This is a genomic window from Streptomyces sp. NBC_01363 (assembly GCF_026340595.1).
GTDB lineage: Bacteria > Actinomycetota > Actinomycetes > Streptomycetales > Streptomycetaceae > Streptomyces.
This window is the reverse complement of record NZ_JAPEPF010000001.1, coordinates 88,928-112,120: the sequence shown is the minus strand read 5'-3', so window position 1 is coordinate 112,120 and position 23,193 is coordinate 88,928. Positions and strand designations below refer to the sequence as shown.

The window sequence follows — 23,193 nt, the reverse complement described above, 5'->3', positions numbered from 1 at the left end:
CACGCTCACAACTTCTCCAGATGGTCGAAGGATCTACGGCGTACGGCGAGCAGCGCGGCGCACACCAGCGCGCCCGCCGCCCAGCCGGCCTGTGCGGCGGGCCCCGCGAAGTACCGCGCGGCCTCGGCCGTCGCCTCGGCGGTCGCCGGGGGCGACGCGGCGAAGGCGGGAAGGACGACGGCGGCGGCCCAGGCCGCGGCGATGGACGTGGCACCGGTACGGCAGCCGACGTACGAACCGAGGGCGAGCGCCGCCAGCGTCATCGCGAGTCCGGGCAGCAGCCATGCCGCCGCGCCGGGCCACCCGGCGGACGGGGGCAGCGCCGCCCCGGCGAGCGTGAGCGCCGGGATGCTCACGGCGAGCACCGCGGCGGTCCTGGTCAGCAGCAGTGGCAGGCCGCCGGACGGGGTGGTGGCGGTGATCTCGTGCATCGGGTCCGCGTGCCGGCCGTAGGAGAGGGCGACCCCGGCCAGCGGCAGCACCGGCGCGACGACGAGGAGCAGCGGGCGGACGGTGTCCCCGGCCCCGGCCCCGTACGCCAGGGCGAGAGCCCCGACGGCCACCAGCACCAGCGCCAGCAGCCACGGCCTGCGCAGCGCGGGCCCGGCGGCCCACAGCAGCCGTCCGGCGCGGGTCGCGGCCCCGGGGAAGCGGTGCCGGACAGTGCGGGCCGACCGGGGGGCGGCCCCCGGGGAGCCGCGCCGGACGCTGCGGGCGGGCCCCCCTGGGCCTCTCGTTCGGATCATGCCGGGCTCGCGTACCTCGCTGCCTGATTCGGCCTGATCCAAACGGAAGGCCCTCGCCGGTACCCCCTCCGCCGCCACCGCGGCCAGTACCTCCGCGCGCACCGCGTCCAGCGCCGCCCCCGCTTCCGGCCGCGTCCGTACCGCCGCCGAGATCCGGGCCGCGCATCCCCCGCACGCCTCCACGTGCTTCTCGACGGACCACGCGTCCGTCTCCGGCACCGAACCGGCGGCGTACCGCCCGGCCAGTTCCTCGCTCACGTGCCAGCGGGGCATGCCGTCGCCTCCCGTCGTGGTCATGCCGTTCCTCCCAGCGGTCCGGCCTTCGCGGCCGACAGCTCCAGTGCGGCGCGCAGCTCGCGTCTGGCCCGCATCGCCCGGGTCTTGACCGTGCCCTCGGGTATGCCCAGGAGCCGGGCCGTCTCGCGGGTCGTCAGCCCGTCGATGACCGTGGCGCGCAGGACCTCCCGCAGTTCGGGCGAGATCCGGTCGAGCGCGGCGCCCACATCCCCGTACTCCAGCCCGGCGAGCACCCGCTCCTCGGCGGACGGCGCGGTGGCGGCCCACTCGTTGCTCCCGGTCCGCCCGGCCCGGGTGGCGAGATCGGTACGGGCGTGGACCCGCTGGGCGTCCACCAGCCGGCGCGAGGCGATCACCCACAGCCAGCCGCCGACCCGGGCACCGCGGTGCGAACCGGCGGAGCGCCAGACCGTCACGAAGGTGTCCTGGAGAACTTCCCGTACGGTCTCGGCATCCGCGCACCGCCTGCCCAGCCGGGCCAGCAGCCAGCCGGCGTGCCGGTCGTAGAGCGTCGCCAGGGCTTCCGTGTCCCCCTGCGCGACGGCACGCAGCAGGGCGTCGTCGTCGTTCGGGTCCTCCCCCGAGGGGCGCAACAGCTTCACACCTCTCTATCGGGCGACGGACCCGGTCCGGTTCACGGACGGCGCTTGTGGTTCACGCCATAGACGGCGCGGGGGATGATCACAGAAGGTAGGGCGTTGCTTCGGGGGGCTTGTGATGGAAAGGGGCCTCACGCGGTGCATCAGCGTACGGACAGGGCGGTTCGCGAAGAACCCTTCGTGGCTCCGCTGCTCGACGCCATCCCGTGCCAGAGCCGCACGGGCGACACCGCTGCCCCGCCGCCTCCGGTCCGCACGGCCCGCCGATGGCTGCGGCTGCTGCCGACGCCCACCGGTACCCCCTTCACCTTCGGGTACCTGCTGGTGCTGGTCGCCACGTCCCTCTTCATGGAGTACGCCGATCCCGACACCGTCGCCGCCGTGCTGCGCGAATCGAGCACGGACGTCGCGCACCTCGGCGAGACCCCGCTGCTCGTCCTGGTGGCCAGCGCCCTGTGGGTCGTCGGCGGGCTCACCTCCCCGTACGTCTTCGCCTTCGCTCTCGTGCTGACCGCGCTGGAGCGCCGCATCGGGGGGTGGCGGACCGCCGCGGTGTTCCTGCTCGGTCATGTCGTGGCGACGCTCGCCACGGAGATCCCGGTCGGGCTCTCCGTGGTCGTCGGGCATCTGCCGGAGTCGTCGCTGCACCGACTCGACTACGGCATCAGCTTCGGGCTGCTGGCGAGTGTGGGCGCGCTCACCGGACTGCTCACCCCGCTGGTGCGGGTGCTGATGCTCGGCGGGGTGGGCGCGATGCTGGTGCGCGACCTGCTCGATCTGGACAACCCGCTCACCAACTGGGGCCATCCGCTGGCACTGCTGCTCGGTGTGGCCTGCTGGCCGCTGCTGCGCCGGGCCGGTGCGGTCGAGGGAGCGGTGGTCAGGGGCGTGGTGCCTTCTCGCCGTGCACCGCGAGATACTCGGCCGCCAGCCAGGGGGCCAGATCGTCGATGAGTACCGCGACGACGGCCGGGTCGGCGGAGGGGTTGCGGCCGATGTGCGCGGCCAGCCGCATCTGCTCGATCCGCTCCGGGTGGTCCGGGTAGTAGCGGCGAACACCTCGGCGGACTCGGCCAGGTCGCTGGTCCAGCCGCGCCACCGCGGCATGACCAGGGTGAAGCCGGACCGGACGAGACGGCGGGCGACGCCCCGGCTCAGATATCGGCGTTCGGCGTCCGTGGTGGCTTCGGCGGCCCTTCGCCGCCAGCGGGGGAGCAGGAGATACAGGTCCCCGTTGGTCTCGCGGGCGAGCAGCGGGGTCGGACGATAGAGCGGCAGCTGTCCGGCGAGATCCTCGCCCAGCAGCGGGGTGCAGAGGCAGGCGACGAAGAAGCCGAGGTCGTTGCGTTCGAGCTCGCTGGTGAGGGTCTCGGCGCGGGACAGCAGGATGCCGACGCCGTCGATCACGTCGAACGAGGCGTCCAGCTCGGCCTCCATGGCGCGGGCCGTCACTTCGTCGGCGGCCGTGGGCGCGCCGCGCAGGGCCAGCAGCAGATCCAGATCGGAGACACCGGGAATGGCCGCGCCGCGCGGAATGCTGCCGTAGATGTACGCGCTGTGCAGGCGCGTGCCGTCGAACGCCTCGGCGATCCGGGACCGGGCCGCCGCCACCACGGGGGCGTACGACGCGGGCACCCGGCTCAGCGAGCCGTCCCGCCGGATCGTCCCGTCCTGGTTCAGCCCTCGGCCACCGCTGTCGTCGTCCATGCGGGCACTGTGCCCGCATTTCCGTGACGAGCCGAATGATTTATCCGCCCCGACGGACGGGGTCGGGGGCCGGGGCCTGGCGATCGGGGGTCGGGGCACGAGCGCGACCGGTCGATCGCTCACAGCGAACACTCCCCGGGGAACAATAGGCCGCTCAGGAGCATTGAGTCTGGATAGCTCAACTTGACTGCCGAAGGGGAGATCATGGCTATCGATTCCAATGCGGTCACTCCGCTCGCCCTGCCCGTGCTGCCGCTCGACGACGAGGTCGTGCTGCCCGGGATGGTGGTGCCTCTGGACCTGTCCGACACCGATGTACGTGCCGCCGTGGAGGCCGCACAGGTCGCGGCCCGGGACGGCGGCGGCAAGCCCGAGGTGCTTCTGGTGCCGCGGATCGACGGGACGTACACCGGCACCGGTGTCATCGGCACCGTCGAGCAGGTCGGACGGCTTTCGGACGGAGATCCGGGCGCGCTGATCCGCGGCCGGGGCCGGGTGCGGATCGGGGCCGGGACCAGCGGGCCGGGGGGAGCGCTCTGGGTGGAGGGGACACGGGTCGACACGGTCGTTCCCGATCCGCTTCCCGGCGCCGCCGCCGAGCTGGTCAAGGAGTACAAGGCGCTCGCCACCAGCTGGCTGAAGAAGCGCGGCGCCTGGCAGGTCGTGGACCGGGTCCAGCAGATCGAGGACATCTCAGCGCTCGCCGACAATTCCGGTTACTCGCCCTTCCTCACCACCGCCCAGAAGGTGCAGCTCCTGGAGACCACGGACCCGGTCGCCCGGCTGAAGCTCGCCATCCAGTGGCTCGGTGAACACCTCGCCGAGCAGGACGTCGCCGAGTCCATCGCCAAGGACGTCCAGGAGGGCGTCGACAAGCAGCAGCGCGAATTCCTGCTGCGGCGCCAGCTCGAAGCCGTCCGCAAGGAGCTCTCCGATCTCAACGGCGGTCCTGGTTCCGGCGCAGACGAGTCCGACGACTACCGGGCCCGGGTCGAGGCCGCCGACCTTCCCGAGCATGTCCGCGAGGCCGCGCTCAAGGAGGTCGACAAGCTGGAGCGCTCCTCCGACCAGAGCCCCGAGGGCTCCTGGATCAGGACCTGGCTCGACACCGTCCTCGAACTGCCGTGGACCGAGCGGACCGAGGACGCCTACGACATCCGGGGCGCCCAGCGCATCCTCGACGCCGAGCACGCGGGGCTCCAGGACGTGAAGGAGCGCATCACCGAGTACCTCGCCGTCCGCAAGCGGCGCTCCGACCGCGGCCTGGGGGTCGTCGGCGGGCGGCGCGGCGGTGCCGTGCTGGCGCTGGTGGGGCCTCCGGGCGTGGGCAAGACCTCGCTCGGGGAATCCGTCGCGCACGCCATGGGCCGCAAGTTCGTCCGCGTCGCGCTCGGCGGTGTGCGGGACGAGGCGGAGATCCGCGGCCACCGGCGTACGTACGTCGGCGCCCTGCCGGGACGTATCGTCCGAGCCATCAAGGAGGCCGGTTCGATGAACCCGGTCGTCCTGCTCGACGAGATCGACAAGGTCGGCTCCGACTTCCGGGGCGACCCGGCCGCCGCCCTCCTCGAAGTCCTCGACCCGGCGCAGAACCACACCTTCCGCGACCACTACCTGGAGGTCGAGCTCGACCTCAGCGATGTCGTCTTCCTGGCCACAGCCAATGTGCTCGAAGCCATCCCGGAGGCCCTGCTCGACCGCATGGAGCTGGTCAGGCTCGACGGCTACACCGAGGACGAGAAGGTCGTCATCGCCCGGGACCACCTGGTCCCGCGCCAGCTGGAGCGGGCCGGTCTGGCGAAGGACGAGGTGACGCTCGACGAGTCCGCGCTGCGCAAGCTGGCCGGCGAGTACACCCGTGAAGCGGGCGTACGGAACCTGGAGCGGGCCGTCGCCCGGCTGCTCCGCAAGGTCGCGGCCCAGCACGAACTGGGCGACCGGGAGCTTCCGTTCACGGTCACCGAAGCGGATCTGCGCGGTCTGATCGGGCGTCCGCACCACGTCCCCGAGTCCGCCCAGGACCCGGCCGAGCGCCGCACCTCGGTGCCCGGTGTGGCCACCGGACTCGCGGTGACCGGCGCGGGCGGCGACGTGCTGTTCGTGGAGGCGTCGCTGGCCGACCCGGAGACCGGGGCGTCCGGACTGACCCTCACCGGCCAGCTCGGCGACGTCATGAAGGAGTCCGCGCAGATCGCGCTGAGCTTCCTGCGCTCGCACGGCGCGGAGCTGGAACTGCCGGTCGCGGACCTGAAGGACCGCGGCGTGCACATCCACTTCCCGGCGGGCGCGGTCCCGAAGGACGGCCCGAGCGCCGGTATCACCATGACGACGGCGCTGGCCTCGCTGCTCTCCGGACGGCTGGCCCGCACGGACGTGGCGATGACCGGCGAGGTCTCGCTGACCGGACGGGTGCTGCCGATCGGCGGCCTGAAGCAGAAGCTGCTGGCCGCACACCGCGCCGGGATCACCACCGTGGTGATCCCGAAGCGGAACGAGGCCGACCTGGACGACGTCCCCGCCGAGGTCCTGGACACGCTGGAGGTCCACCCGGTGACCGATGTCCGCCAGGTCCTGGAGATCGCCCTGGCCCCGGCCTCCGCGACCAGGCCCGAGGAGAGGATCCCGGCCGCGGCGTAGCCGCCACGGCGTGACGGACGTGGCACCGCGTACGCGACCGGTACGGACGGCCCGCCTTCCCGGCAACGGGTGGGCGGGCCGTTCCGCGTCACGCTGCCCAAGCTGTAGCAGCTGACCCCGGACGGATCGCGTGTCCAGCGGGTCTCCTGCAACCGCGGCGAGCAGTTGTCCGCGGCGGCCGACGGCGGCAGGCGGGTGGTGTGGATCGACGGCACCACCGGCTGGACCGACCTGGTGACGCGGGAGCGGCCCGCGGGCAACTGCGGCTGACGGACCCGGCGACCGACAGGACCTCCCGCTCGCCGGCTCAGGGGCGGTAGATGGTCCCGGGTACCGGCTCGGCGGGAGCCATCAGCTGCGGCACGGTGACGAAGGTGTACCCCTGCTTCTTCAGCGCGTCGATGATGCCGGGCACCGCGGGCACCGTGCCCTTGTAGATGTCGTGCAGCAGGATGACGCCGTCCTTGCTCGCCTGGTCCAGGATGCGCTTCTTGATCAGCGCCGAGTCGGTCGTGGAGTAGTCCTTCGCGGTGGCGCTCCACAGGATCTGGGAGAGCCCCAGGTCCTTGCTGATGTCCGAGACGGTGTCGTCGGTGCGGCCCTGCGGCGGGCGCATGAGGCGCGGCTTCTTGCCGGTGATCTCCGCTATCGCGTCCTGCGTCTTCGCCAGCTCGGCGCGTATCTCGGCCGGCTTGCGGTCCGTCAGGACCTGGTGGGTCCACGTGTGGTTGGCCACCTCGTGCCCCTCGGCGGCGATCCTGCGCACGGTGTCGGGGTGCTTCTTGACGTGGTTCTTGCCCAGCAGGAAGAAGGTCGCGTGCACCTTCTTCTCCTTCAGGATGTCCAGCAGGTGCGGGGTGTCCTCGCCCGGTCCCGCGTCGAAGGTCAGCGCTATGCACTTCGCCTTGCGGCAGTCCGCCGGGCCGAAGGAACCCTTGGCGTCGGAGCCCGCGTCACCACGCGCCGAGGCCGGCGCGGTGGTCTGCATGGAGCAGCCGCTCAGCGTCAGGGTGAGCGCCGTCACAAGGGCGGCGGCCAACCCTGTACCGATCGACTTCGTCTTCATGGACAAGGCGGGTCACTCCTCCGTGGCTGAAACAGGGCGCGCGGTGTGCGGCAGAGAAGGACTATACATAGCGTGTATAGGTCGAATGCGTAGGGGGTCCGCTGCCGCCCCGGAGGGCGAAATCCCTGGTCGGAGGGGTGAAAGCGAAGAGCCCCGGTGGATCACCGGGGCTCTGCTGGGTGAAGCGGTGCGGCAGGCTGGCTCAGCCGTTGGCGAGGGCCTGGACGCGGTCGAGGGCGCCGTTGAAGCGGTCGTGGTCGCCGACGGTGGGGCCGGACGAGGTGTACTGCCATATCGTGTAGAAGCCCCAGCCGGCCGGGAGTTCGCCGACCGTGGAGTCGTAGCGGGCCACCCACAGCGGGTTGGTGGCGCCGAAGCCCGCGTTGTTCCCGGTGCAGGTCTTCCACCAGCTGGTGGCGGTGTAGATGACCGCGTCGCGTCCGGTGCGCGCCTTGTACGTGTTCACGAAGTCGCGGATCCAGGAGACCATGCCGGCCGCGGTCTTGCCGAAGCACTGGTCGCCGTACGGGTTCCACTCGATGTCGAGCACGCCGGGCAGTGTCTTGCCGTCCCGCGACCAGCCGCCCCCGTGGTCCACGAAGTAGTTGGCCTGGACGGCGCCGCTCGTGGTGTTCGGGGTGGCGAAGTGGTACGCGCCGCGGATCATGCCGACGTTGTACGAGCCGTTGTACTGCTGCGCGAAATACTCGTTCGTGTAGTACGTGCCCTCGGTGGCCTTGGTGTAGGCCCACTTCACGCCGCTGTTCCAGAGCGTCGACCAGTTGACGTTGCCCTGGTGGCCGGAGACGTCCACGCCTTCGGTCTGGACGGCGCGGGTGTCCCGCGGCAGTCCGCCCTGGCCGTCGTGGGCGACGACGCCCATGCCCATCGTGGCCGTGCCGCGGGCGGGCTTCTTGGTGGCGGCCGAGTCATGGGTGCCGGCGGCGCTCGCCGCGCCGGGCAGGGTGAGCAGGAGGGAGAGGGCTGCGAGCAGGGTTCCGGCCGCCGCGAAGCGCGAGCGGCGGGACGCCTTGGAAGTGGATCTGAGCACCGGCATGGGGAATGCCTCCGAGGACGTGGTGGGGGGGACGTGCTGATCCCAGGGGCGCCGGGCGCACCCCTGTGACATGAAATGGTGTGAACATGCCATGCATGACGCTACGCACGTAGACCCGTGCTGCGGAAGGGGGCCTGGTCGCTGCCGTTGGTCTACGCCTACGAAATACTGGCGGAGCTGCGGCGATGACCGGCGGCGAAAGAAATTCTCAGCGACAGGAAAGCTCACGAGGGGTGTTGACGTGCGCGGGAGCGAAAGCGGTAGTGAACCCGGCGCGACCGGGGGGAGTGGTGTGGACCACGCATTCCTTGCCCTGGAGCGGGAGTTGGCCGTCTTTCTGCGCCGGGCACGTGCCAACTCGGGGGAGATGGCGCGCGAGGTCCACCCGGAGCTGGAGGCCGCCGCGTACGGACTGCTCGTCCGGTTGGAGTCGGCCGGGCAGCAGCGGGCCACCGATCTCGCGGCCTACTTCGGGGTGGGCAAGGCGACCATGAGCCGTCAACTGCGCGCCCTGGAAGGCCTCGGACTGGTGGCTCGTGAACCCGATCCGGCCGACGGCCGGGCCTTCCTCGTCCACCTCACCGTCGAGGGGCTGGCCCGCTACCGCAGTGTGCGTGACGCCCGCCGTGAGCGCTATGTCCGCAAGCTCGACGACTGGGACCGGGCCGAGGTGGCCGAACTGGCCAGGCTGCTGCACCACTTGAACGCCCGAGCCGAGGACTGACGCGCCGGGCCGACCTCCCGGTGTGCCGTCACAGCACCGCGTGGACCGCCGTCGCGTCGTCGTGGGTCTTGCTGCGGCGCAGACGCACGCGTCCGGTGTCCGCGTCCTCCAGGGCCCTGACCCGGTCGATCAGCGCCTGCGTCCCTTCCTTGCGGAGAACGCCGAGGCAGTCCGCCCAGTCGCCCTCGCGGAACATCTCGGTCCAGCGGGCCGCCCCGTCGGTCAGTGCGGCGATGGACCGCACCTGGTCGAGCGGGGTGCGCCCGGTGACCGCGCGGGCCGCCACGGAGGGGTCGGCGGCGGCGGTGAAGAAGCCGCCCTCCTTGTTCCGCACCCGGGCGTCGGTGATCGCCTCGGTGCTCAGCGAGCCGGGCGGCAGCCGGTCGAGCCGGTCGTCGAGCAGGGGGCGCACACTTCCGTCGTGCGCCTCGAACAGCAGTACGGAATCGGAGAGCACCAGGTGTTCGACCTCGCGGTCGTCCCAGCGCGCCATGACGACCGTGGCCTGAGGTGTGCGTACGTGAGAAAGGTCACACAGGGAACGGTGCGTGTCGGCGGTGCGCCGGATGGACACTGCCAGGATCTCCTGAAGAGTCAGATCCCGCCGCGAACCGGACAGTTCGACCAGTGCGCCGCCCAGTCGGGCGGTGAACCAGGGGACCGAGTGCACACAACCGTCGTCCCCCCGGGGCGGGGTCACTCCGTCGAGCAGGATCAGCGCCCCGCCCTGGCCGGAAGCGGGAAGCGCGGTGGCGGCCCAGTCCTCGTTCGGGCGTTCCGGGCTGCCGGGGGCGGTGGCCAGTTCGATGCGCATGCGGCCAGTCTGCACGACGCCTTCACGAGCCCTGCACCCGCCCGGGATTGGCCTGCACCAGCAGGTCAGGCGAGTGCCCGGAGCGGAAGGAATGACTCCGTGGGGCGTGCGGGCGGGCATCCTGCCAAAGCCTGCGCGGAAGTTCCAGCCGAAGGACCAGGTGTGGCCGAAGGCCCCCCGGGGCAAACTTGTTCGCCAACTCTGGAGTGTTGTTCACTCGTTCAGGTGGCGGAGTGGTTGATGCGCGCCCCCCTCTCAAAAGCACTGGAATGGTCGGAAGCCGTACCAGGGGTCGGGGCGCTCGTTACATGTGACCGTGCGTCACCTCTGCTTCAAGGGCGGACGAGTCAAGATTGCGAGCACCGGTGCAGAAGAAGCGGCCTCGGAGCAAGGGCAGCAAGCAGCGCGGTTCCGGGGCGACGCCACCGGCACCTGCCGAGAGCGAGGGCGCCCGGCGCACCGTGCGCGTACGGAGCCGGCTGGTCGCCGGTGTCGCGGTCGTCGGTATCACCGTCATCGCCGCGGGTACGCCCGCGATCCTCGCCGCCTCCTCCGAACTGAACGAATCGCAACGGCTGGTCACCCTCGCCGAGCTGAACCAGCAGGCCCTCGCCCTCGCCCACGCCCTCGCGGACGAGCGCGACGAGGTCACCGCCCGGATCGCCGCCGGACGTGACGGGAAGTCCGGCGCGACGGACGGCAAGGACGACTCCCGCGGCCGCAGCGCCCGCGTCGACCAGCAGGTCGACGAGATCAGGGGCACGGCCCCGGAGGCACTGCGCCGCGACCTCTCCACCATCCCCTCCCTGCGCCGCGACGCGCTCAGCGGCAAGGGCACGGCACTGGAGGCCCACCAGGCCTACTCCGAGGTCATCGCCAAGCTCCACGACCTCGCCGACGAACTCGCCGAGAAGACCCCGCCGCGCGCGGCCGAGGCCACCCGCGCCCCGCTCGCCCTCGGGCAGGCCACCGAGCAGGCCTCCGCCACCCGCGGTCTGCTGATCGCCGCGCTCTCGGTGCCCCGCAAGGACACGGTCCCGCAGACCGACCCGCTGACCGGGCTCCCGACGCAGCCCCAGGACAGCGGCAGCGACAAGGACGACCGCACCCGTGACGAGCTGAGCGCCGCCGCCCAGCAGGCCCGAGTCCGCGAACTCGGCTCGCTCGCCGACTTCGACCAGGCCGCGGGCGCCACCGCCCGCGACAAGCTGTCGTCCACCGTCACCGGTCCCGAGGTCAACAGCGCGGAGAAGTACCTCAACTCCCTCACCGACCGCCCCGAGCTGTCGGACTCCGACCAGCAGACCAACCGCAAGAAGGTCGAGGCGGCGTTCTCCGCCCGGATCGACCGGATGCGGAGCGTCGAGTCGGCCCTCGGCACCGAACAGATCCAGCGCCTGGAGCAGTTGCGCGACGACGACGTCACCGCGCTCGAACTGCGCATCGCGCTGCTCGGCGGCTGTCTGCTGATCGCCGTCGGCGTCTCCACCGCCGTGGCCCGCACCCTCACCCAGCCACTCGCCGTCCTGCGGATCGGCGCCGCCCGCCTCGCCTCGGAGCCCGACACCGCCGAGCCGATCCGCTACACCGGTCGCAACGACGAGTTCGCCCAGGTCGTACGGTCCCTCAACAGCCTGCACGGCAAGCTCCAGGGGCTCCTCCACGAGTTCAACGGCCGCTTCGAGAGCCTGCAGACCGAGCGCGGCGAGCTGATCGCCGGGCGCGAGGCCCTCACCGTCCAGCGCGCCGAGCTCCAGGTCCTGGCCTCCGACCTCACCGCCCAGCTGGAGCGGCTGAAGAACACGGTCCACCACACCTTCGTCAACCTCTCGCTGCGCACCCTCGGCCTCGTCGAGCGCCAGCTCGGGGTCATCGAGAGCCTGGAGGAGCGGGAGCACGACCCGGAGCGGCTCGCCACCCTCTTCAAGCTCGACCACATGGCCACCGTCATGCGCAGGCACAGCGAGAACATGCTGGTCCTCGCGGGCGCCGAGCACGGCCACGGGCACGCGGGACCGATCCCGCTGGTCGACGTGTTGCGCGCCGCCGTGTCGGAGATCGAGCGGTACGAGCGGGTCACCATCCAGTCCCTGCCGCCGCACGCCCAGATCGCCGGCTTCGCCGCCGACGACCTCAGCCACCTCGTCGCCGAACTCCTGGAGAACGCGACCTCCTTCTCGCCGCCGGACTCCCACGTCCAGCTCTCCGGCTGGCTGCTGGAGAGCGGCGAGGTGATGCTCTCCGTGCAGGACGAGGGCATCGGGATGTCGCCGGTGCGGATGGGCGAGCTCAACAGCCGGCTGGGCGACCCCACTCTGTTCGATTCGGGCGAGCCGGACGAAAAGGGGGCGTCCGGGGCCGGTCTCGGCCTCCAGGTCACCTCCCTGCTGGCGGCGCGCCACGGCGTACGGGTCCAGCTGCGCGACCACAAGGGCAGCGGGGTCACCGCGGTCGTCGTCCTGCCCCAGGCCCTGCTGCCGAAGGCGCCCCCGGCCGCCACCCCGCCGCCGGTGCAGGTCCCCGGGGAGGCGCCCGCGCTGAACCTGCCGGGATCGGTCGCCGAGGCCAACTCCAACGCACTGTCGGGCCGTACGCTCGGCCTGCCCGGGGACCCGCTGATCGCCGCCGCCGAGCAGACGATCCGCGAGGCGGGCGCCGAGCCGGCACCCGCCGCCACCCCTGCGCCCGCCGCCACCCCCGGGCCCGCCCCGGCCCGGACGGAGGCCCCGGCCGCGACGGAGGTTCCGGTCGAGGCGGAGTCCGAGGTCACGATGCAGGTCCGGCTCCCGGTGGTGCCGGAGTTCGCGGACACACCCGAGATCAGGGTGCCCGACCCGTACGCCATCGGCCCCGACCGCCACGAGCACGTCGCGGACGAGACCCCGGAGCCGTACACCGCCGCCCCGGCGCCCGCTCCTGCCCCGGCCCCCACACCCGTGGCCGACGCACTGCCCGGCCCCCGGCAGCCGGAACAGCAGTCGCAGCAGGCCGAACGCATCACGGACAAGGGGCTGCCCAAGCGCACCCCCAAGGTCGTCAAGCCCACCGCTGCACCCACCACCGAGCGCAAGGGCAGTCTGGACAAGGAGGCGCTGCGCCGTCGGCTCGGCGGCTTCCACCAGGGCGCGAAGGAAGGCCGCCGGGACGTCGAGGCGGAGATCGCCGAGATCACGGCCACGCAGTCCCTCCCGGGAGCCACCGGACCAGGTGGACACCCCGTACGTACCGATCAGACGGATGAGACGGGGGACACAGTCGAGGAGGCACGCAGTTGACTGCGCCCAGCACATTCGGGCTGAGTACCGAGGCCCGTAACCTTCACTGGTTGCTGAGCAATCTGGTGGAGGAGGTGCCAGGGGTCCACTCGGTCACCGTCGTCTCGTCCGACGGACTGATGCTGCTCTCCTCCGACCCCGGCCATCTGGTCGCCCGGAGCACCGGCGGGCAGGACGGCCCCAAGGGCTCCAGCGCCGACCTGGCGACCATTGTTTCCGGCATCGGCAGCCTCACCATCGGCGCCGCCAAGCTGATGGACGGCGGCGGCGTCAAGCAGACGATGGTCGCCATGGACGAAGGCAGTGTCTTCGTCATGTCGATCAGCGACGGCTCGCTGCTCGGTGTGCACGCCACCCCGGACTGCGACATGAGCGTCATCGCCTACCACATGGCGCTCTTCGTCGGCCGGGCCGGACATGTACTCACCCCCGAACTCCGCAGTGAACTGCGCAAATCGATGGAGAGCACCCAGTGAAGCCCGCTGCTGAACCCGCCCGCAGGCTCCCCGTCCGCGGGTCCGACCGAAGGCCCGCGCGGGTCCGCCCGTACTCGCTCACCGGCGGACGCACCCGCTTCGGTCACGTCCTGCTCGTCGAGACATTCGTCGCCGCGCTCGAAGCGCCCGAGGAGCGCCGGGAGCTGACCAACGGCAACCTGGCCGGCCGCGTCATGCCGGAACTCCAGGCCATCGTCGAAATCTGCCGCCGGATGCGTACGGTCGCGGAGATCTCGGCCCTGTTGAAGATGCCGCTCGGCGTGGTCCGGGTGCTGCTCAGCGACTTGGCCGACCAGGGAAAGATCCGCGTGTACGGGACCGGTCACGGCACCGGCCAGCCCGACCGCGCACTGCTCGAAAGGGTGCTCAATGGACTCCGCCGTCTCTGAGTCGCCGCTCTTCGCCCCGCGGCAGCCGGGCGCCAGGGACCAGGCCGAGGAATCGCTCCAGGCCTGGCAGTTGGACCACACCAGGGCCCCCATCGCCACGAAGATCGTGGTCGCGGGCGGGTTCGGCGTGGGCAAGACGACCTTCGTCGGGTCGGTCTCCGAGATCACCCCGCTGAAGACCGAAGCGATGATGACCCAGGCCAGCGAGGAGACCGATGATCTCTCCGCGACGCCCGACAAGGTCACCACGACCGTCGCGATGGACTTCGGCCGGATCACGCTCGACGACGACCTCGTGCTGTACGTGTTCGGCACACCGGGCCAGCAGCGCTTCTGGTTCATGTGGGACGACCTGGTGCGCGGCGCGATCGGCGCGGTCGTGATGGCAGACACCCGTCGGCTCGCCGACTGCTTCCCCGCCCTCGACTACTTCGAGAGCTGCGGGCTGCCGTACATCGTCGCCGTCAACCACTTCGAGGGAACCCCCGGGTTCGAGGCCGAGGACGTACGGGAGGCCCTGACGGTCCCGCCGCACGTGCCTGTTGTGATCATGGACGCGCGCAACAAGATCACCGTCATCGAGTCGCTGCTGGCCCTGGTGGGCCACGCTCTCGATGCCACCCCGGCCTAGGCCGTGTCGTCGGACCGCCGGCTGCCGCGCGACGTCCGACGACACGACCCAGCTACACACAACGGAGAACCGCGATGCGGAAGATACTCATAGTCGGAGCCGGCCAGTCCGGACTCCAGCTGGCCCTCGGACTGCAGTCCCGCGGGTACGAAGTCACCCTGATGTCCAACCGCACGGCCGACGAGATCCGCTCCGGCCGGGTCATGTCGACGCAGTGCATGTTCCACACGGCGCTCCAGCACGAGCGTGACTACCAGCTCAACTTCTGGGAGTCCCAGGCCCCGCGCATCGAGGGCCTCGGTGTCTCGGTCGCCGCGCCGGACTCCTCGCGCGCCGTCGACTGGGTCGGCAAGCTGGACGGCATCGCCCAGTCCGTCGACCAGCGCGTGAAGATGGCCGGCTGGATGGAGACCTTCGCCCAGCGCGGCGGACAACTCGTCATCCACGGCGCGGCCGTCTCCGACCTGGACTACTTCTCCCGCACCTACGACCTGGTGATGGTCTCCGCGGGCAAGGGCGAGCTGGTCTCCATGTTCGGCCGGGACGCCTCCCGTTCGCCGTTCGACGCCCCGCAGCGCGCCCTGGCCGTGGCGTACGTCCACGGCATGGGCCCGCGCCCGGAGCACCCCGACTTCGACGCGGTCCGCTGCAACCTGGTCCCCGGTGTCGGCGAGCTCTTCGTGATGCCGACCCTGACCACGTCCGGCCGCGCCGACATCCTGTTCTGGGAGGGCGTCCCGGGCGGCCCGCTCGACGTGTTCCAGGGCATCAAGGACCCCTCCGAGCACCTGGCGAAGACGCTGGAGCTCATGGAGCGGTTCACGCCGTGGGAGTACGCCCGCGCCACCAAGGTCGAACTGACCGACGCCAACGGCACCCTGGCGGGCCGCTACGCTCCGACCGTCCGCAAGCCGATCGGCCGGCTGCCCGGCGGCGGTCTGGTGCTCGGCGTCGCGGATGTCGTCGTCGCCAACGACCCGATCACCGGCCAGGGCTCCAACTCGGCCTCCAAGTGCGCCAACGCCTACCTGGACTCGATCATCGAGCACGGCGACCGGGAGTTCGACGCGGAGTGGATGCAGGCCACGTTCGACCGTTACTGGGACACCGCGCAGCACGTCGTGAAGTGGACCAACGCGATGCTCGGCGTACCGCCGGAGCACGTACTGAACCTGATCGGCGCCGCCGGCCAGCTCCAGCCGGTCGCCAACCGCTTCGCCAACGGCTTCAACAACCCGGCGGACTTCGACAACTTCTTCTTCGACCCGGAGAAGACCAACGCGTACCTGGCCGAGGTCTCGGGGGCGGCGCAGACCGCCTGACCGACGACAGCAGGGCCGGGACCTGTCGGACATCCGACCGGACCCGGCCCTGCTGTCGTTCCCGCTCCGCGCCGCCTACTGCCCGGAGCCCGAGGGGGCCGACGACGAGCCGTACCCCGCATCCGAGCCGGAGGAAGCCCCCTGCGGGAGCCTCGGCGGCCGGTACGTGGACAGCGGCGCGCTCTGCGGGTCGGGCCGTACGGCGCCGAGCAGCGGGTTCGACGCCACCGGCGAGACCTTCACCCGTGAGCCCGGCCGGGGTGCCTGCACCACCAGACCGTTGCCGATGTACATCGCCACATGCGTGGCCTTCGGGAAGTAGATCACCAGGTCACCCGGGCGCAGCGCGTTCGTCGGCACCTTCCGCAGCTGCCGCCACTGTTCCTGTGACGTCCGCGGAATGACCCGGCCCGCCTTCGCCCAGGCCTGCGAGGTGAGCCCCGAGCAGTCGAAGGAGTCCGGCCCCTCCGCGCCCCACACGTACGGCTTGCCGACCTGGCCGATCGCGTACTTCACCGCCTCGCCGCCCGCCTCGGACGGCGGCCGTGTCGAGGACAGCGCCCCCGAGGCGACCAGGGCGCCCTGGGCCTTCTCCGTGTCCCGCTGTTCGAGCCGGGACAGCTCGGTGAGCTGGGGGCTGGAGAGCTTGGCCAGCATCGACTCGACGGCCTTCAGCCGCGACCGGACCGTGTCCCGCTGTTTCTTCTGCTTCGCGGCCAGCACCTGCTGCCGGTCGAGGACCTTGCGGGACTCGGTCGCCAGCTCGTCGGCGTGCTTCTCGGCGCCGGTGAGCCGCTGCACCGTCGCCGCCCGCCCGGCCGCCGCGCGCCGGATCACATGCTCCTGGTCCAGGAGGTGTTCGGGGTCCCGGGACAGCAGGAGCCGCATGTACGCGGAGAAGTCGGACCGGCCCTGGTACTGCTCCCGGGCCAGTCGCCCCGCCTCGTCGCGGCTGTCGGCCAGCGCGGTCCGGGCGGCGACGAGAGCGATGTCGAGCTTCTTCGCCTGTGCCGCGCGCTTCTTCAGCTCGGCGGCGGTCCCGTTGTACGTCTCGGTGGCCTCCTCGGCCTGCTGGTACAGCTGCCGCAGCTCGGACAGGAGTTGGGCGACGCTCCTGTTCGTACCCGTGGGCGTGGACCCCGCAGCGGGCGGCACGGGCGCGGCGGCCGCCGACGAGGTCACGACGAGCGCGGCCAGGGCGGCGGTGCAGACCGGACGCAAGACTCCGCCTGACACAACATCACCTCCGGTGACGGGGCGATCACGGGAATTCCCCATAAGTGGGCGCAACGCGTCAATACGGTCACCCGGTGTCCGGAGATGCAAGAACCGCACGGTGTGGCGGCAGGCGGGTTCGCCCGGAAGGCCGTGGGGAGGGCGCGGTGCGTGTGCGCGGTGAACGGTTCGGGGTACGACTTTCCACGCTCTGGCGGTCATTGACCGTCGGCGTCCTGGCGCTCGCGCTGGCAGGTGGCGCAATCTCTGCGGAGGCGGCTCCGGACCCATCTCGTCCACCTGTTCCGGTCCCTTCTGCAGCACCCCGTGCCGAGGGGGCGCCGTCGGAGGCCCCCGGTGGCCTGCCGAGCGGCAGCCCGTCCTCCTCCGCGCTGCCCTCGAAGCCTTCACAGCCCAAGACGGCCGCGCCGAAGGGTGGGACCGGGGCGGCCGATGCGCCGACGACCAGTGACGCGGTGTACGCCTACGACGCGGCCGGGCGGCTGGTCGGGGTGACCGATCCGGGTGGTGAGACGGCCCGCTACCGCTACGACGAGGCCGGCAACCGTCTGGGAGTGGACCGCTTCGCCTCCAGCATGCTGTCCGTGCTGTCGGTGGTCCCCGTGAGAGCTGTGGCCGGGGCCAAGGTGACGCTGTCGGGCACAGGCTTCTCCACGACAGCCGCAGACAACGCTGTCTCTTTCGGCGGCAAGGCGGCCGCGGTCACCTCTGCGACAGCCACCCGACTGGTCGTGACTGTTCCGGTGGGGGCGGTCGACGGCAAGGTCTCGGTGAAGGTGGGCAGTTCAAGTGCCCAGTCGGCTGAGTCGTTCGCCCTCGCGCCCTCGGGCCCGGTTGTCTCCACGATGGAGCCTGTATCCGGGGCACCTGGTACGCGGGTGGTGCTGACGGGCTCGGGGTTCGCCTCGGCGGCGACGGACAACGTGGTGCGCTTCAACGGCGGGACGCTGAGCGAACTGGTCGAAGTCACGGGCACGTCGGTGACGGTGAAGGTGCCCGAGGGGGCCACCACCGGCCGCGTTCAATTGGAGACGCCGGACGGAATCGCTACGGTGCCGTCGGACTTCAAGATCACGGCCGGCAGCGATGACGGTACGTTCGAGACCACCGTGCGTACCTCGGTGACGGACGACAACCCGCCGACAGCGGCGGTCACGACGCCGGGCAGACGTGCGCAGGTGCTGTTCGACGCCGAGCAGGGTGACGACATCGGCTTCGGGATCACTGCGTCGACGTTCAACTCGACTGTCGGGCTCCGGTTGTACGACCCGCAAGGCGCCCAGGTGGGCAGCACCGGTTATGTGGCGGCGGACGGTGGCAACTGGCAGGCCCACGACCTTGCCATGACCGGTACGTATTCCCTGGTGGTCGATCCGGGATCGGCCAACATCGGTGCGGCCACGGTGACGGTGTCCAAGGCCTCCGGCGGTGTGCTGGACCTGTCGGCGCCGACCGCTGACACGCCGATGCTGCGGCCGGGGCAGGAGGGCCACTGGACGCTGTCCGGCGGCAAGGGCGAGTCGCTCAGCATTGGTATCGACGCCACCGGCATGGCGGAGGGCGCGTCCTTGCGCGTGGACCTGCTGGGACCGGGCGGAGAGTCCGTGGATCTCGCCTACGCATCGGGGGGATCCACCGGAAAACTGGAAGTTAACGCGTTGCCCACCTCGGACCGCTACGACCTGTGGCTGCACCCCACGAATGTCGCCACAGGTACGGCCAAGGTGACAGGTTCGCACTACGCGGACGCCGGGCAGCTCGCTGTCACGGGCCCCGATACGGAACTCACCATCACCAGGCCGGGCCAGAACGGAATCGCTCACTTCTCTGCCCAGCTGGGCCGGCGCATCTCGCTGGGGGCCAGGTCCCAGGGCTTCCCGGCGTACACGTCGCTCGAAGTGCGAGGGCCGGACGGCAAGGTGGTGGACAGCAGTTTCATCGTGTCCGCGGACTCCACCAGTGAGTGGGACAGCCCCACCCTGACGGCGAGCGGCACCTACACGCTCAGCCTGAAGCCGCAGAACATAGGCACCGGCAAACTGACGCTGACGCTGTCGAACCCGACGGTCACCCCCGAGCTCACCACGACCGGGCCAACGGCTGACGTGACCATCGACCGGTGCGGACAGAACGCGGAATCGACCTTCCAGGCCACGGCAGGAGATGACCTGTCGCTGGGTTTCAGCAGCAACACCTTCACCTCGTTCTCGTCCGTCACCGTACTGGCGCCTTCTGGCAGAGAGGTCATCGACGACGCGACCTTGTCGGCCGGTTCCGTACGCGCCTTCAAATTGCCGGACCTGCCTGAGACCGGCCTGTACCGCGTGGTGATCGACCCATATTTGGGCGCTGCCGGAACCGTACGGCTCACGCTGTCGGCGGATGTGGTGAGCGCACTGACGGTCGACGGTGCCGCCCAGTCGGCCGTCATCGCGCGACCCGGCCAGCAAATCCGTGCTGAGTTCATCGCACCGGACGCCAAGGTGTTCGGGTTCGCCCTGACCGACAGCACGCTTGCCGCGTCGGGTGAGGCGTATCTGGTGGGGCCCGCCGGCGGAGAGGGAACCTACCTCGGTTATGTCTCTGCCCACTCGCCGGTGGCGTTCTACATCACCGGAGTGGCTCCGGGCGCCAAGTATGCGGTGGTGATCACCCCTGACAATGTGGCCACGGGTGCGGCCAAGCTGTGGCTGTCGAATCCGGTCACCGTCGGCGAGCTGTCGGCGGCTCAGCCCACCGCCGGCGGGGACATCACCCGTCCCGGGCAGCAGCTGGAGTTCACCTACAACGCGGCGGCAGGGGACGGGGCGGCTGTCGTGTTGAGCGACAGCACCCTGACCGAGCTGGCCAGAGTGGCGCACTGGGCACCTGGTGCCAGTGTGGACGAACGCCTGGGCTACATGTCGGACACGACCTTCGACGGTGCGTTGCGGGCTCCGCTGGCCGCCGGCACACACAAGGTGCTGCTTCAGCCCGATGAGCCGGCGACCGGTCACGTGAAGGCCACCCTGCTGCCCGACGCGGACGGCGGCGCGCTGATTGCGGATGGCGGCAGGAAGACTGCCTCGGTCAGCACGGCCGGCCAGAACGCCCGCTACACCTTCACCGGTACCAAGGGCCAGAAGCTCACCCTCGGCCTTGACACCCCGCCCAGCGCCTGGGAATTGTCACTGTGGGGGCCGGACGGCAAGTGGCTCTACGACGCTGCCTACATGAACGACACCACGGTGACAAAGGACCTGTCGGCCCTGCCCGCCACGGGCACGTACACCTTGACCGTGAACCCGTGGTCCTCCAAGACCGGCACGTTCAACCTGGGCCTGACAACCACCCTCACGGCCGCCCCAGCAGCCAGCAAGGACAGAGTAACTCCCCCATCCGGTTCCGGTGCTGCGGCGAAGAAGGCGACGGCGAGCGCGGGCATCCTGCCCCAGGGTGCTGATGCCTGGCAGCCTGGCAAAGCGAACCTGAAGGGCCGGGACTGGATCACCTCCCGGGGCAAGACGCCGAAGGCGCCCTCGAAGCTCAGAGCTCCGCCAGGCACCACGGCCCTGACCGGCCGGGTACTGAAACTGGACGGCAAACCACTGGCCGACGTAACCGTCCGGGTCGATGACAAGCGCGGGCGCACAGACGCCGAGGGCCGCTTCCTGCTGACGGGCATCAACGAGGACGCCACCACCCTGGTCGTGGACGGCGCGAGCGCCAACACCGGGCAACGCCAGTACGGCCGTTACGACATCCGCCGGAAGAGTGTCCGCACTCAACGACACGGCCGGGTCGCTCACCACCGTCGTCTACGACAAGCTGAACCAGCCCCGCAAGGTCACCGACCCCCTCGGCCGGTCGACGGGCTTCGACTACGACGACAACGGCAACCTCACCGCCCTCACCGACGCCCGGAACAACACGGCCAGGTGGGACTACGACGACGCGGACCGCCCCAGGACGGCCACCGACGCCATGGGTGCCCAGGCCACGTTCGAGTACGACGCGGCCGGTTTGCTCAAGAAGGCGACCAGCCGTTCCGGGAAGATCGCGATCGCCACCTACGACCTTCTGGGCCGGGCCAAGACCGCCCAGTACGGCGTCGACATCGCCGGCCAGGCCGAATCCAGTGTCAGTTACGACTACGACGGCCACGACCTGCTCAAGCAGATCAACGACAGTCAGGCCGGCAACCAGTCCTTCATCTACGACACCTACGACCGGCCCAAGACAGTGACCGGCCCCAACGGCACCGTCAGCTACGACTACGACGCAGCCGACCGCCGCAAGACGATGACCGCAGGCGGTCAGACGACCAGCTACGGCTTCGACACGTCCAGCATCCTCACCTCCATCACGTCGGGCACCCAGGAAATCGGGTTCGAGCTGGATGCGGTGGGCCGGGAAAAGACCGCGACGATGCCCGGCGGCATCACCCGCACCACCGGCTACGACAAGACCGGCACCATCAAATCCATCACCTACGCCCAGGGCACCAGCAACATCGGCGACCTGAACTACACCCGCGACGAACGGGCCCTGCAGACCGGCCTGACCGGCTCCCTCGCGAACGTCGCTCTGCCGGCCGCCGAGTCGGGCACCGCCTTCGGCAAGGACAACCGCATCACCACCTACGGCGGCCGCTCCTTCACCTACGACGCGGACGGCCAGCTCAAGACGGACGGCATCCGCGACTACACCTGGAACGCGCGGGGCCAGCTCTCCGGCCTGACCAAGGCCGGAGAGAGCAGTAGTTTCGGATACGACGCCCTGGGCACCCGCAGCACCAGGACCGTCGGCGGGACGACGAACAAGTTCCTCACCGACGGCAGCAACCCGCTGGTCGAACAGAACGCTATGGGCGACACCACCGCGACCGTGGCCACCTCCGGGCTGGACCAATTCCTCACCCGGACCGAGAACGGTGCCACCCAGGTCTACCTGACCGACGCACTCGGCTCAGTGATCGGCCTCGCCAACAGCGACGGCACCATCGCCACGAAATACGCCTACGACCCCAACGGCCAGGCCACCGCAACCGGCACGGCCTCGTCCAACCCGTACACCTTCACCGGCCGCGAGTCCGACGGCACCGGCCTGCTCTACTACCGTGACCGCTACTACGACCCCGAAACCGGCCGCTTCATCTCCCAGGACCCCATCGGCCAGGCCGGTGGCACCAACCTCTACCAGTACGCCCTGTCCTCACCCACCACCTACACCGACCCCACCGGCGACAACCCCATGATCGCCGCCTGCGCCGTCGGCGGCCTCATGGACGGCGGCATCGACTGGGCGTTCCAGCGACTCTCCGGCCGCAAGGTCAACTGGGGACAGGTCGGCAACGCCGCCCTGACCGGCTGCATGATGGGCATGGTCGGCGAAGCCCTGAGCGCCTTCATGGCCGCCAGAGGCACCATGCGCCTCGGGAGTTGCCCGACGGGCAATAGCTTCACCGCCGACACCCCGGTCGCCATGGCAGACGGCACAAGCAAGCCGATCAAGGACATCAAGACCGGCGACAAGGTTCTCGCCACCGACCCGCAGACCGGCGAAACCGGCCCCCGTGCCGTCACCGCGCTCATCGAGGGGAACGGGGAGAAGCAACTCGTCGACCTCACCATCGACACCGATCAAGCGCAGAACACGAAGAACGGCAACATCACCGCCACCGAAGGCCACCCGTTCTGGGTCCCCGCATTCCACCAGTGGATAGAGGCAGGAAACCTCAAAGCCGGGCAATGGCTCCAAACGAGCGCCGGCACCTGGGTCCAGATCACCGCCACCAAGCACCGGGCCCAGTCAACGAAGGTCTACAACCTCACCGTTGATGACCTGCATACGTACTATGTGCTGGCGGGCGAGACGCCGGTCCTCGTTCACAACAGCAATTGCCCCAACGGGAAGCTGTCGGATCCTCTGCCCAGGGGGATGAATAACAAGATCGCTTCGGCCTACGATAAAGTGAAGGCAGGGGAGATCCCTTCGCACAACACCTATTCAGGGCATGAACATCCATGGTGGGCAGGGTCCAAGGAGTATCGCGTGCCCAACAGGCCGGAAACTGACAGAATCCTGGAAAAGGAGTTGCCGAACGGCGTCAAGGTGTACGGCTGGACGTCCACGCATTACACGAAAATTCAACGCTTCAGTGCACCCCACTTCCCTGACTCGGGGTGGAATTAGTAGCTTTATTGGTTAACTGGTG

General features: G+C 70.3%; 20 protein-coding genes and 3 pseudogenes. 12 read left to right on the top strand and 11 right to left on the bottom strand.

All coding sequences use genetic code 11. The features are described from left to right. Positions 1-5: 5 nt before the first annotated feature. Both OG611_RS00500 and OG611_RS00495 read right to left on the bottom strand, forming a co-directional pair. On the bottom strand, positions 6-1,043 hold the full coding sequence (locus OG611_RS00500; RefSeq protein WP_266414377.1) for a zf-HC2 domain-containing protein: 1,038 nt from the start codon (positions 1,041-1,043) through the stop codon (positions 6-8). Further along, the gene (locus OG611_RS00495; protein WP_266414374.1) at positions 1,040-1,645 is read right to left on the bottom strand and encodes an RNA polymerase sigma factor; all 606 of its coding nucleotides are present in this window, start codon (positions 1,643-1,645) and stop codon (positions 1,040-1,042) included. The genes OG611_RS00500 and OG611_RS00495 overlap by 4 nt, the downstream gene beginning before the upstream one ends. Before the next feature lie 135 nt (positions 1,646-1,780). On the opposite strand from OG611_RS00495, the gene OG611_RS00490 reads away from it, so the two are divergent. Beyond that, on the top strand, positions 1,781-2,596 hold the full coding sequence (locus OG611_RS00490) for a rhomboid-like protein (protein ID WP_266414372.1): 816 nt from the start codon (positions 1,781-1,783) through the stop codon (positions 2,594-2,596). On the opposite strand, the gene OG611_RS40575 is transcribed toward OG611_RS00490, so the two are convergent. Continuing rightward, the gene (locus OG611_RS40575; RefSeq protein ID WP_323180062.1) at positions 2,523-2,741 is read right to left on the bottom strand and encodes a hypothetical protein; all 219 of its coding nucleotides are present in this window, start codon (positions 2,739-2,741) and stop codon (positions 2,523-2,525) included. The two genes, OG611_RS00490 and OG611_RS40575, sit on opposite strands and share 74 nt — an antisense overlap. Positions 2,742-3,553: 812 nt before the next feature. Here OG611_RS40575 and lon point away from each other — a divergent pair. Continuing rightward, a complete protein-coding gene (gene lon / locus OG611_RS00480; RefSeq protein ID WP_266414370.1) occupies positions 3,554-5,986 on the top strand; it encodes an endopeptidase La in 2,433 nt (810 codons plus the stop codon). A 90-nt stretch (positions 5,987-6,076) separates the two neighbouring features. Beyond that, positions 6,077-6,256 (top strand): annotated as a pseudogene (locus OG611_RS00475) (hypothetical protein); the annotation flags it as partial. Positions 6,257-6,293: 37 nt separating this feature from the next. On the opposite strand, the gene OG611_RS00470 reads toward OG611_RS00475, so the two are convergent. Both OG611_RS00470 and OG611_RS00465 read right to left on the bottom strand, forming a co-directional pair. Next, entirely contained in the window at positions 6,294-7,052 is a 759-nt protein-coding gene (locus OG611_RS00470; RefSeq protein WP_266425404.1) for a polysaccharide deacetylase family protein, read from the bottom strand. A gap of 202 nt (positions 7,053-7,254) precedes the next feature. Beyond that, positions 7,255-8,109 (bottom strand): lysozyme, encoded by an 855-nt coding sequence (locus OG611_RS00465; protein WP_266414367.1) that lies wholly within the window; start codon positions 8,107-8,109, stop codon positions 7,255-7,257. Positions 8,110-8,350: 241 nt separating this feature from the next. Between OG611_RS00465 and OG611_RS00460 the strand changes: the two genes are divergently transcribed. Continuing rightward, entirely contained in the window at positions 8,351-8,833 is a 483-nt protein-coding gene (locus OG611_RS00460; protein WP_266414365.1) for a MarR family winged helix-turn-helix transcriptional regulator, read from the top strand. A 28-nt stretch (positions 8,834-8,861) separates the two neighbouring features. Here the strand turns inward: OG611_RS00460 and OG611_RS00455 are convergent, their stop codons facing one another. Continuing rightward, the gene (locus tag OG611_RS00455; protein WP_266414363.1) at positions 8,862-9,647 is read right to left on the bottom strand and encodes a protein phosphatase 2C domain-containing protein; all 786 of its coding nucleotides are present in this window, start codon (positions 9,645-9,647) and stop codon (positions 8,862-8,864) included. A 365-nt stretch (positions 9,648-10,012) separates the two neighbouring features. Here OG611_RS00455 and OG611_RS00450 point away from each other — a divergent pair, with 365 nt between their 5' ends. The 5 genes from OG611_RS00450 (at position 10,013) to OG611_RS00430 (ending at position 15,761) form a co-directional block, all read left to right on the top strand. Beyond that, complete coding sequence (locus OG611_RS00450; RefSeq protein WP_266425401.1) at positions 10,013-12,922, top strand: nitrate- and nitrite sensing domain-containing protein; 2,910 nt, start codon at positions 10,013-10,015, stop codon at positions 12,920-12,922. Beyond that, entirely contained in the window at positions 12,919-13,398 is a 480-nt protein-coding gene (locus OG611_RS00445) for a roadblock/LC7 domain-containing protein (protein WP_266414361.1), read from the top strand. The genes OG611_RS00450 and OG611_RS00445 overlap by 4 nt, the downstream gene beginning before the upstream one ends. Then, positions 13,395-13,808 carry a DUF742 domain-containing protein gene (locus OG611_RS00440; protein WP_266414359.1) on the top strand — a complete coding sequence of 138 codons (414 nt, stop codon included), beginning with the start codon at positions 13,395-13,397 and terminating at the stop codon, positions 13,806-13,808. Before OG611_RS00445 ends, OG611_RS00440 begins: the two co-directional genes overlap by 4 nt. Further along, the gene (locus OG611_RS00435; protein ID WP_266414357.1) at positions 13,789-14,439 is read left to right on the top strand and encodes an ATP/GTP-binding protein; all 651 of its coding nucleotides are present in this window, start codon (positions 13,789-13,791) and stop codon (positions 14,437-14,439) included. The genes OG611_RS00440 and OG611_RS00435 overlap by 20 nt, the downstream gene beginning before the upstream one ends. A 74-nt stretch (positions 14,440-14,513) precedes the next feature. Next, positions 14,514-15,761 (top strand): styrene monooxygenase/indole monooxygenase family protein, encoded by a 1,248-nt coding sequence (locus tag OG611_RS00430; RefSeq protein WP_266414355.1) that lies wholly within the window; start codon positions 14,514-14,516, stop codon positions 15,759-15,761. A 75-nt stretch (positions 15,762-15,836) separates the two neighbouring features. Here the strand turns inward: OG611_RS00430 and OG611_RS00425 are convergent, their stop codons facing one another. Beyond that, entirely contained in the window at positions 15,837-16,997 is a 1,161-nt protein-coding gene (locus tag OG611_RS00425; protein ID WP_266414352.1) for a C40 family peptidase, read from the bottom strand. 44 nt (positions 16,998-17,041) lie between these two features. Here OG611_RS00425 and OG611_RS40865 point away from each other — a divergent pair. After that, positions 17,042-18,052, top strand: a pseudogene (locus tag OG611_RS40865) (IPT/TIG domain-containing protein); the annotation flags it as partial. Here OG611_RS40865 and OG611_RS40860 read toward each other — a convergent pair. From OG611_RS40860 to OG611_RS40845, 4 genes are all read right to left on the bottom strand, one after another. Further along, positions 18,019-18,237: a hypothetical protein gene (locus OG611_RS40860; RefSeq protein ID WP_353962562.1), complete on the bottom strand. Its 219-nt coding sequence runs from the start codon at positions 18,235-18,237 to the stop codon at positions 18,019-18,021. The pseudogene OG611_RS40865 and the gene OG611_RS40860 overlap by 34 nt on opposite strands. Positions 18,238-18,816: 579 nt before the next feature. Continuing rightward, on the bottom strand, positions 18,817-18,993 hold the full coding sequence (locus tag OG611_RS40855; protein ID WP_353962561.1) for a hypothetical protein: 177 nt from the start codon (positions 18,991-18,993) through the stop codon (positions 18,817-18,819). Continuing rightward, the gene (locus OG611_RS40850; RefSeq protein ID WP_353962560.1) at positions 18,994-19,428 is read right to left on the bottom strand and encodes a hypothetical protein; all 435 of its coding nucleotides are present in this window, start codon (positions 19,426-19,428) and stop codon (positions 18,994-18,996) included. Positions 19,429-20,205: 777 nt separating this feature from the next. Further along, positions 20,206-20,421: a hypothetical protein gene (locus tag OG611_RS40845; protein ID WP_353962559.1), complete on the bottom strand. Its 216-nt coding sequence runs from the start codon at positions 20,419-20,421 to the stop codon at positions 20,206-20,208. Positions 20,422-20,750: 329 nt separating this feature from the next. On the opposite strand from OG611_RS40845, the pseudogene OG611_RS40840 reads away from it, so the two are divergent. Next, positions 20,751-21,242: pseudogene (locus OG611_RS40840) on the top strand (hypothetical protein); the annotation flags it as partial. Positions 21,243-21,404: 162 nt separating this feature from the next. Beyond that, positions 21,405-23,171 carry a polymorphic toxin-type HINT domain-containing protein gene (locus OG611_RS00415; protein ID WP_353962569.1) on the top strand — a complete coding sequence of 589 codons (1,767 nt, stop codon included), beginning with the start codon at positions 21,405-21,407 and terminating at the stop codon, positions 23,169-23,171. Positions 23,172-23,193 lie beyond the last annotated feature (22 nt).

Excerpts from the sequence above, each read along its gene's own strand:
- OG611_RS00470 (WP_266425404.1), bottom strand. The coding sequence starts at position 7,052 with ATGAAGACGAAGTCGATCGGTACAGGGTTGGCCGCCGCCCTTGTGACG.
- lon (WP_266414370.1), top strand. The coding sequence starts at position 3,554 with ATGGCTATCGATTCCAATGCGGTCACTCCGCTCGCCCTGCCCGTGCTG.
- OG611_RS40845 (WP_353962559.1), bottom strand. The coding sequence starts at position 20,421 with ATGCCCGCGCTCGCCGTCGCCTTCTTCGCCGCAGCACCGGAACCGGAT.
- OG611_RS00435 (WP_266414357.1), top strand. The coding sequence starts at position 13,789 with ATGGACTCCGCCGTCTCTGAGTCGCCGCTCTTCGCCCCGCGGCAGCCG.
- OG611_RS00430 (WP_266414355.1), top strand. The coding sequence starts at position 14,514 with ATGCGGAAGATACTCATAGTCGGAGCCGGCCAGTCCGGACTCCAGCTG.
- OG611_RS00465 (WP_266414367.1), bottom strand. The coding sequence starts at position 8,109 with ATGCCGGTGCTCAGATCCACTTCCAAGGCGTCCCGCCGCTCGCGCTTC.
- OG611_RS00455 (WP_266414363.1), bottom strand. The coding sequence starts at position 9,647 with ATGCGCATCGAACTGGCCACCGCCCCCGGCAGCCCGGAACGCCCGAAC.
- OG611_RS00500 (WP_266414377.1), bottom strand. The coding sequence starts at position 1,043 with ATGACCACGACGGGAGGCGACGGCATGCCCCGCTGGCACGTGAGCGAG.
- OG611_RS00415 (WP_353962569.1), top strand. The coding sequence starts at position 21,405 with ATGCCCGGCGGCATCACCCGCACCACCGGCTACGACAAGACCGGCACC.
- OG611_RS40850 (WP_353962560.1), bottom strand. The coding sequence starts at position 19,428 with ATGACGGCCGACTGGGCGGCACCGTCGACCGTCAGTGCGCTCACCACA.